This window comes from Thalassoroseus pseudoceratinae (genome assembly GCF_011634775.1).
GTDB classification, from domain to species: domain Bacteria; phylum Planctomycetota; class Planctomycetia; order Planctomycetales; family Planctomycetaceae; genus Thalassoroseus; species Thalassoroseus pseudoceratinae.
On record NZ_JAALXT010000008.1, the window covers coordinates 253174 to 259601 of the forward strand.

General features: G+C 55.6%; 4 protein-coding genes. All 4 read right to left on the reverse strand.

Annotated features, from left to right (window positions below; translation table 11 throughout):
- Positions 1-9 precede the first annotated feature (9 nt).
- The 4 genes from pth2 to G6R38_RS25380 all read right to left on the reverse strand — a co-directional run bounded on the left by pth2 (position 10) and on the right by G6R38_RS25380 (position 6159).
- Entirely contained in the window at positions 10-1047 is a 1038-nt protein-coding gene (gene pth2, locus G6R38_RS27905; protein WP_206028723.1) for an aminoacyl-tRNA hydrolase, read from the reverse strand.
- A 23-nt stretch (positions 1048-1070) separates the two neighbouring features.
- Positions 1071-3668, reverse strand: coding sequence for a polynucleotide kinase-phosphatase (locus tag G6R38_RS25370; RefSeq protein ID WP_166831600.1), 2598 nt, complete (start codon positions 3666-3668; stop codon positions 1071-1073).
- 36 nt (positions 3669-3704) lie between these two features.
- The gene (locus tag G6R38_RS25375) at positions 3705-4673 is read right to left on the reverse strand and encodes a DUF3606 domain-containing protein (RefSeq protein ID WP_166831601.1); all 969 of its coding nucleotides are present in this window, start codon (positions 4671-4673) and stop codon (positions 3705-3707) included.
- Positions 4674-4764: 91 nt separating this feature from the next.
- Positions 4765-6159, reverse strand: coding sequence for a 3' terminal RNA ribose 2'-O-methyltransferase Hen1 (locus G6R38_RS25380; protein WP_166831602.1), 1395 nt, complete (start codon positions 6157-6159; stop codon positions 4765-4767).
- Positions 6160-6428: the final 269 nt, after the last annotated feature.

The window sequence follows — 6428 nt, forward strand, 5'->3', positions numbered from 1 at the left end:
TTGATCTCGTTACAACAGTTTTAATTTTCCCGTGATCTCGTCCATCTTTCCGGCTTCGTCTGGGCCGATGGCGAGGCAGGTCCGAGTTGGCTCGCCGTGGAACTCGGTCTTTCCGCTGTCGGTAATCAGATGGACTTCCAACCCCGCTTCCACCGCCTTGTCGTGAATGGCCATCAACTCATCCTCGCTGTCCACACGACAGCAGACCTTGGCGAACGCTCCGGTCAGCCATGCACGCTCGACTTCAGAGAAGTCATCCAGTGAGACCGATCCACGCTCCTGCAAGCGACGGCAGATGAAGGACATCGAGGCGTGCGAGCCTTGCGCAATTTGCTTCCCACGACGCATCTTTAAGTCGTGACGGACCACGATCACCTGCTTGATCCGCCGAGGCTCGTGAGCCGCCTGTTCATGCACAATTTGCGGTTTCCTTCCCACAAGCAGCGCCAGTTCCCGCCATTTCCAATGGCAATCCACGTCCTCAAAGGCGATCTCCCGAAACCATCTCAACTGGGTTGCCACGTCGAGCAATTTGTTCGACGGGTCTTCGTCGTCGGGCGTCATGCCCATCGCCTCGACGAAACGGTCGTGAATGCGCTGATTCGGCGATGAGACATGTTCGAGATTGCAGAACACACCGCCCGGCTCCAAGAAGTGGAACACCTCGGCGTAAAGCTCTCGTTTTCGATGGTGCGAGCAGTGGTGGATCGCAAAGCTCGAAACCACACAATCGAACATCCCAAGGTCGGGCAACGGGACATCCATATTGTGTTCGGTGAGTGTGACTCGTTGATTCTCAGCGAAACGGCTTTGGGCTTGCTCCAGCATCGTCGGTGAGAAGTCGAGACCGACGCCGGTTGCTTCTGGGCAGTGCGACAGCACCAGCGACAACAAGTGGCCGTTTCCGCAACCAAGGTCCAGCACTCGCTTCGCATCGGTGGGAATCTCGGCGAGCAAGGTGGCTTCGCCTTCGACCCGGTGTGGAATGTTCTGCATCCGGGCAAGGTACGCCTCGGCATGTTCCGGCTTCGTCCATTCGCTGGTCATAGTTCCTCTGTTTCACAATTGACTTACAGCCTCGGATCGACCGGCTCACTTTCCAAAGCCAAGACGCCGAAGGTGCATTCGTGGACTCGTCGGAGCGGCTCTTGTCGAACGAACCGTTCCAAGGCTTCAACGCCGAGAGCAAACTCACGAAGGGCCAGCGACCGCTTGCGACCGAGGCTTCGGTTTCGCAGGCGAGGCAGGTTCTCTTCTGAATCATAGTCGGGGCTGTAAATGATTCGCAGATACTCCTTCCCACGACATTTGACGGCTGGTTGCACGAGACCTTTCTTTCCACGAACGATCCAATCAGCCGGTTTTACGACCATCCCTTCGCCGCCACGTCCGGTCAGGCTCGTCCACCAGTCGATCCCTGCCGTGATGCTGTCCAAATCTGTGAGATCAATAACCTTGTACGCCGTCGCCAGCAGGATGTCAGTACCCTCTTGGCAGACTTTCGCCAGAGTCTCCATGTGCCAGACATGGTTCTGATCGGTGTGGACTTTGCCCTCCGTCGCCAGCAGGTGGAACGGGGCGAGCTTCAGGTCACTCAGCGATTCAACGCTCCAGCAGTATTGCCGATAGGCGGTCACAAACTGGTCGATGCTGTTGCGGCGACCACGAAGTCGATCCAGAACGGCAGTCGTTTTTGACTGGTTATCTCCATTCATTCGTCCTGCGGCTCGTTCGAGAACGCCGATGGCTTCCGGTAGTGAGGCACTCCCGGCAGCGCCAACTGCGGCGTACTGCGAACGTAGTAGCTCCTGCGCCTTCGCCGACCACGGCATCAATTCGCAGTCGAGGCAGGCCCAAGATGTCTGGAACTCATCCCAGAACCCCGAAGCCGTCATCGCCGTGCGCAGTCGGTCGAGAAACTTCGCTTCGAGTTCGGCGTCGTTGAAGAACCGTCTGCCGGTGCGGGTATAAACGATCCCTGCCTCACCTTCGGTCACACCGAAACGCTCTCGGGCGGCGTCCTCATCTCGACAGACAATCACGACGGCCCTCGACCCCATGTGCTTCTCTTCGCACACGACTTGCGGAACGCCTTGGCTGCGGAAGTACGAAAACGCTTCGGCGGGATGTTCCAGCAGTCCCGGCTCGTTCGACGTTTCGCACGGCGACATCGTGGGCGGCAGATAGATCAGCCATTTTGGGTTGGCGGCAAATCGGCTCATCACCTCCAACGCTGCGGTGGCATTCTCTTCCCGAATGGTCACGTTGCGTTGAAGACGAGTCGAAACAATTCGCTTCCCAAGCACGTCCTCGGCGTCGAGGATATCGTCGTGTAGTTGCTGGGCCGACAATGGGGCCTGCTGATCGTCGGCAAGGAATGGTCGGGCCGGTTCGCAGTAGGTCTGCTTTGCCTGAACCGAGACAAACTCTTTCTCAGGATAGCGAAGGGCTGTGAGCTTGCCGCCGAAGACGCAGCCGGTATCGACGTTGACCGTTCGATTGAGCCACTCCGGTTCGGGAACGGGGGTATGACCGTAAACCACCATCGCCGATCCCCGGTATTCCGCTGCCCAGTTGTATCGAACCGGCAGGCCGAACTCGTCAGTTTCCCCTGTGGTCTCGCCGTAGAGAGCAAACTCTCGGACCTTGCCAGAGCCTCGTCCCTGAAACTCTTCTTTCATTCCGGCATGAGCGACGACCAGCTTGCCATCGTCGAGAACGTAGTGGCTCACGAAACCGTCGAGAAACTCGGCCAACTCCTTGCAAAATGGGACACGCCAGTTCTCGGGAAGTGCTTCGATCTCACTCCACGATTCAGCCAGACCATGCGTCATCTGCGGGTTCTTTCCCCGCAGCTTTCTCAGCAACTTCATGTCATGATTACCGGGAACGCAGATTGCCTCACTGAACTGAACCATATTCCTGACCAGACACAGCGTATCGACGATGCGTGGTCCTCGGTCCACGAGATCGCCTACGAAAACGGCTCGCCGACCCTCCGGGTGTCGGTAAAAGACGTGCCCCCAGTAGTCATTGCCGTCTACAACGACGTGTTGGTAACCAAGTTGTACGAGCAACTCCTCCAGTTCGTCGCAGCAGCCGTGAACGTCGCCGATGATGTCGAATGGACCTTGCTCATCCCGCTTGTCGTTCCACAGCGGAACACGCTCGATGGTCGCAGCATCGATTTCCTCGACCGAATCCATCACGAAGATGTGTCGAAAGCCTTCCCGCTTCAGTTTCTTGATCGACCGCCTGAGTTGTGACCGCTGTTGCCGGATGACATGAGGACCGAACTGTCGGTCATCCCGATCTCGGTTTCTTTCGTGGCACACCTTCTCCGGGGGATTCAGTACGATGGCGACGGGCAGGCAGTGGTACGTCTTCGCCAACTGCACCAGCGGTTTTCGAGCCTCGGGCTGCACGTTGGTAGCGTCAACGACCGTCAGATGCCCCCGAGCAAGCCGTTTGGACGCCACGAAGTGCAAAACCTCGAACGCATCATTCGTTGCGGCTTGATCGTTCTCATCATCGCTCACGAGACCACGGCAATAATCCGATGACAACACCTCGGTCGGCAGAAAGTGCTTCCGTGCGAACGTACTCTTCCCCGATCCGCTTGGACCGACGAGAACAACAAGTGAAAGCTTGGGAATCTTGATGTGCATCTTGGCTCAATTACAAGATCAAAAGCTGGTATTGGGCTACTGTTGGTCACTCTCGGGATGATAGTCCAGCGAGATGCAATCGATCTCTTCTGCAAACGGCGGACGGGGGTAGATAGCCTGTATGCTCTTTTTTTGTTCGCTCGGCCCACCACAGCTTGGTCCGCATAACTTATATCCAGACAAACCTGTAGAGTCGGGACGCATGTGGCTGAGAATTACACCAAGAAAAAATGGGCGATTCGGAAGCTCGACCACTCGCAAATCAAATGGGAAGATGAGCGTTGACCAAAACGGTAGGTTCTTCCGAAGTATTCGCCTCCCATCGATAGTTCGACTGGAACTGATTTCACTTTTCGGAAACATGAATACTTCGAGATGATATGCCGTATCCTCTGGCGTCGAGAATTTCGGGTGATGCCACATGTCCGTTGGCTTAAACACTTCTGCGTCCTTTTTGTTTAGCCGAGTGAATTTCTCTAGCCCCTGTATCACGATCCCAAGTAGTGGCCCAGTCGTGACCGACACTGCATCGGGGGCTTTTAATCCGGCCCCTTTAACAACATCTAGCTGTGAATTGTACCCAGAGACAATCGGCTTCTCACCACCTCGGGAAAATTGCACAAACCCGTTCATGTGAAAACTAAGTTTTACAGTGTCGGTGACTGTATAACAGGTGCTATTTTCTAAGGGCACGAGAAACTCATCCTTTGAGTAGTCGAGCGGCAACTCGATAATTAGCCCTTGCTTCTCAGGATGATATGGAACAGAGACAGCAAAACCGTCGCTCTGTAAAAGTATTCGTGCAACAAGATATGTTCTACCCTCTTCATTTTGGATGGCGATTCGGTGGCCTTGACTAAGGCATTTCTGAATCCGGCCAACCTGAGGACCGACACGTTCAACGCAATGTCGCAGTCCCTCGGACGAGACTCCCAGTTCTCCAGCCCAATAATTCACGAGCCAGTTCTGCGAGAGATCAACTATGTCTGGAATCGATTCTAACATGATTGGCTGTCAGTCCGGTTATTACAGGTACGGAAAAATTTTCGGGCTTTGAAAAGCCGCACTCATAGGCAATATCTTATATCAAGTTGATTCAACCACGCTCGAAGACTCCCATCTGTGTCGGCGATCCGACCTTTTCGTCTTCCGGTCCCACGGGCAGAAATCGAACCGAGTAACCGTGCTGCTCACCGACTCGATTGGCCCAGTCCTGAAACTCCTGACGGCTCCACTCGAACCGATGATCTGCGTGCCGGAACTGGCCAGCCGGAAGTGTGTCCCACATCACGTTGTATTCCCGGTTCGGCGTCGTCAGCACGATGGTCTGAGGCCGGGCAAACTCAAACAACACTCGCTCCAACGCCGACAACCTCGGCGGGTCGAGGTGTTCGATGACTTCAACAACCGCAGCGGCATCAAATCCTTCAAGCCGTTTGTCTCGGTAGATCAAGGAGCCGTGAATTAGTTTTAGACGCTCGGCCTGCCTTTCGGGAAGTCGATCAAGTTTCAATCTCTTCTGAGCAATTTCCAAGGACCGGATCGACACATCCATGCCAACGATCTGCTCAAACTGCCGATCTTGGAGTAATTCACGCAAGAGCTTTCCTTCGCCGCAGCCGACATCGAGAACCTGCCGGGCACCACTGGACCGAATCGCAGCCATGACCACCCCGTGACGCTGATCGTTCAAGCTCAACGGCTTTTCCAGCGTTTCCTCTGACTGTTCTGACACCGCTTGATCTTCAGTCGGTTCAAGCTCCTCCTCGACCAGCCGGGCGAGCGCCTGCCGGTAAAGGCTGGAGCGATGCTTCAGGTAGCGACGAGTGATTTGCTCCTTTTCCGGGTGCGAGGCCAACCAGCCGCCGCCCTTTGACAGCAACTTCTCCAGTTCGTCTTCGCCGACAAAGTAGTGCTTTTCGTTGTCGAAGACTGGCACGAGGACATACAGGTGCGTCAGCAATTCGGAGAGCGTCTTCGTGCCGCTGATCGTCGCTGAGTAGTAGGGACTCTCGCCCCACTCGGGAAACTGCTCGTCGAGCGAATGCTGCACCGCTTCGACCGTGTATCCCAGCGGCTCAAACATTCGATGGAGGAAGCCTTCGCCGCCACGAACTGGCAAGACATCGAGCCGAGCCGTCAAAGGAATCGGCGTCGTGACAAGTTCCGGTCGATCTTTGCAGCGACCGCCCATCGCCGTTCCGAAGACCTGCGAAATCGCCACACTCAGGAAGGACGAGGCGACGTAGGGCCGGTCATTGACGTAGTGGCTCAGCAGAAAACTCTGATTCCGCCCCTTCCCACGCACCATACCCACCGGGTCAACATCAAGCATCAGACAGGCCGTGCAGCAATCATCTCCCGCCTCGGGGTAGAAGACATGCGCCTGCCCGAAGCTCAGATCAAAGCTCTGGAACCGATCCGGGTGCTTGTGCAGCAGGAAGCCGAGATCGGTGGCCGGTTTATGTTCTGTAGAGATCGTCAGGAGCATGGGCACGCTTATTCAATGTCGTTTGGCTTGGAGCTTAGTTTTGATTATCTGTGTCGCAGTCGCTTATCACCAGACTGAGGTACTTAATCCACGTCGGCGGCTCGTGATTCTCGGCCAGTCATTGGAAACTTTTTCGTGGAGAACGAACGCACGAACCCGCCGTATCGTCCCTTCATCGGCAGATCGAAGTCCGTGCGAATCCGACGCCGACGTGCCGTCACTTCTTCGTTCGTGATCGGGTTTACAGAAGGCTTGTCGTACTCTTCCTA

What these genes read in the sequence shown, in the direction of transcription:
- G6R38_RS25380 (WP_166831602.1), bottom strand. Translation starts at nt 6,159, where the DNA reads ATGCTCCTGACGATCTCTACAGAACATAAACCGGCCACCGATCTCGGC.
- G6R38_RS25375 (WP_166831601.1), bottom strand. Translation starts at nt 4,673, where the DNA reads ATGTTAGAATCGATTCCAGACATAGTTGATCTCTCGCAGAACTGGCTC.
- G6R38_RS25370 (WP_166831600.1), bottom strand. Translation starts at nt 3,668, where the DNA reads ATGCACATCAAGATTCCCAAGCTTTCACTTGTTGTTCTCGTCGGTCCA.
- pth2 (WP_206028723.1), bottom strand. Translation starts at nt 1,047, where the DNA reads ATGACCAGCGAATGGACGAAGCCGGAACATGCCGAGGCGTACCTTGCC.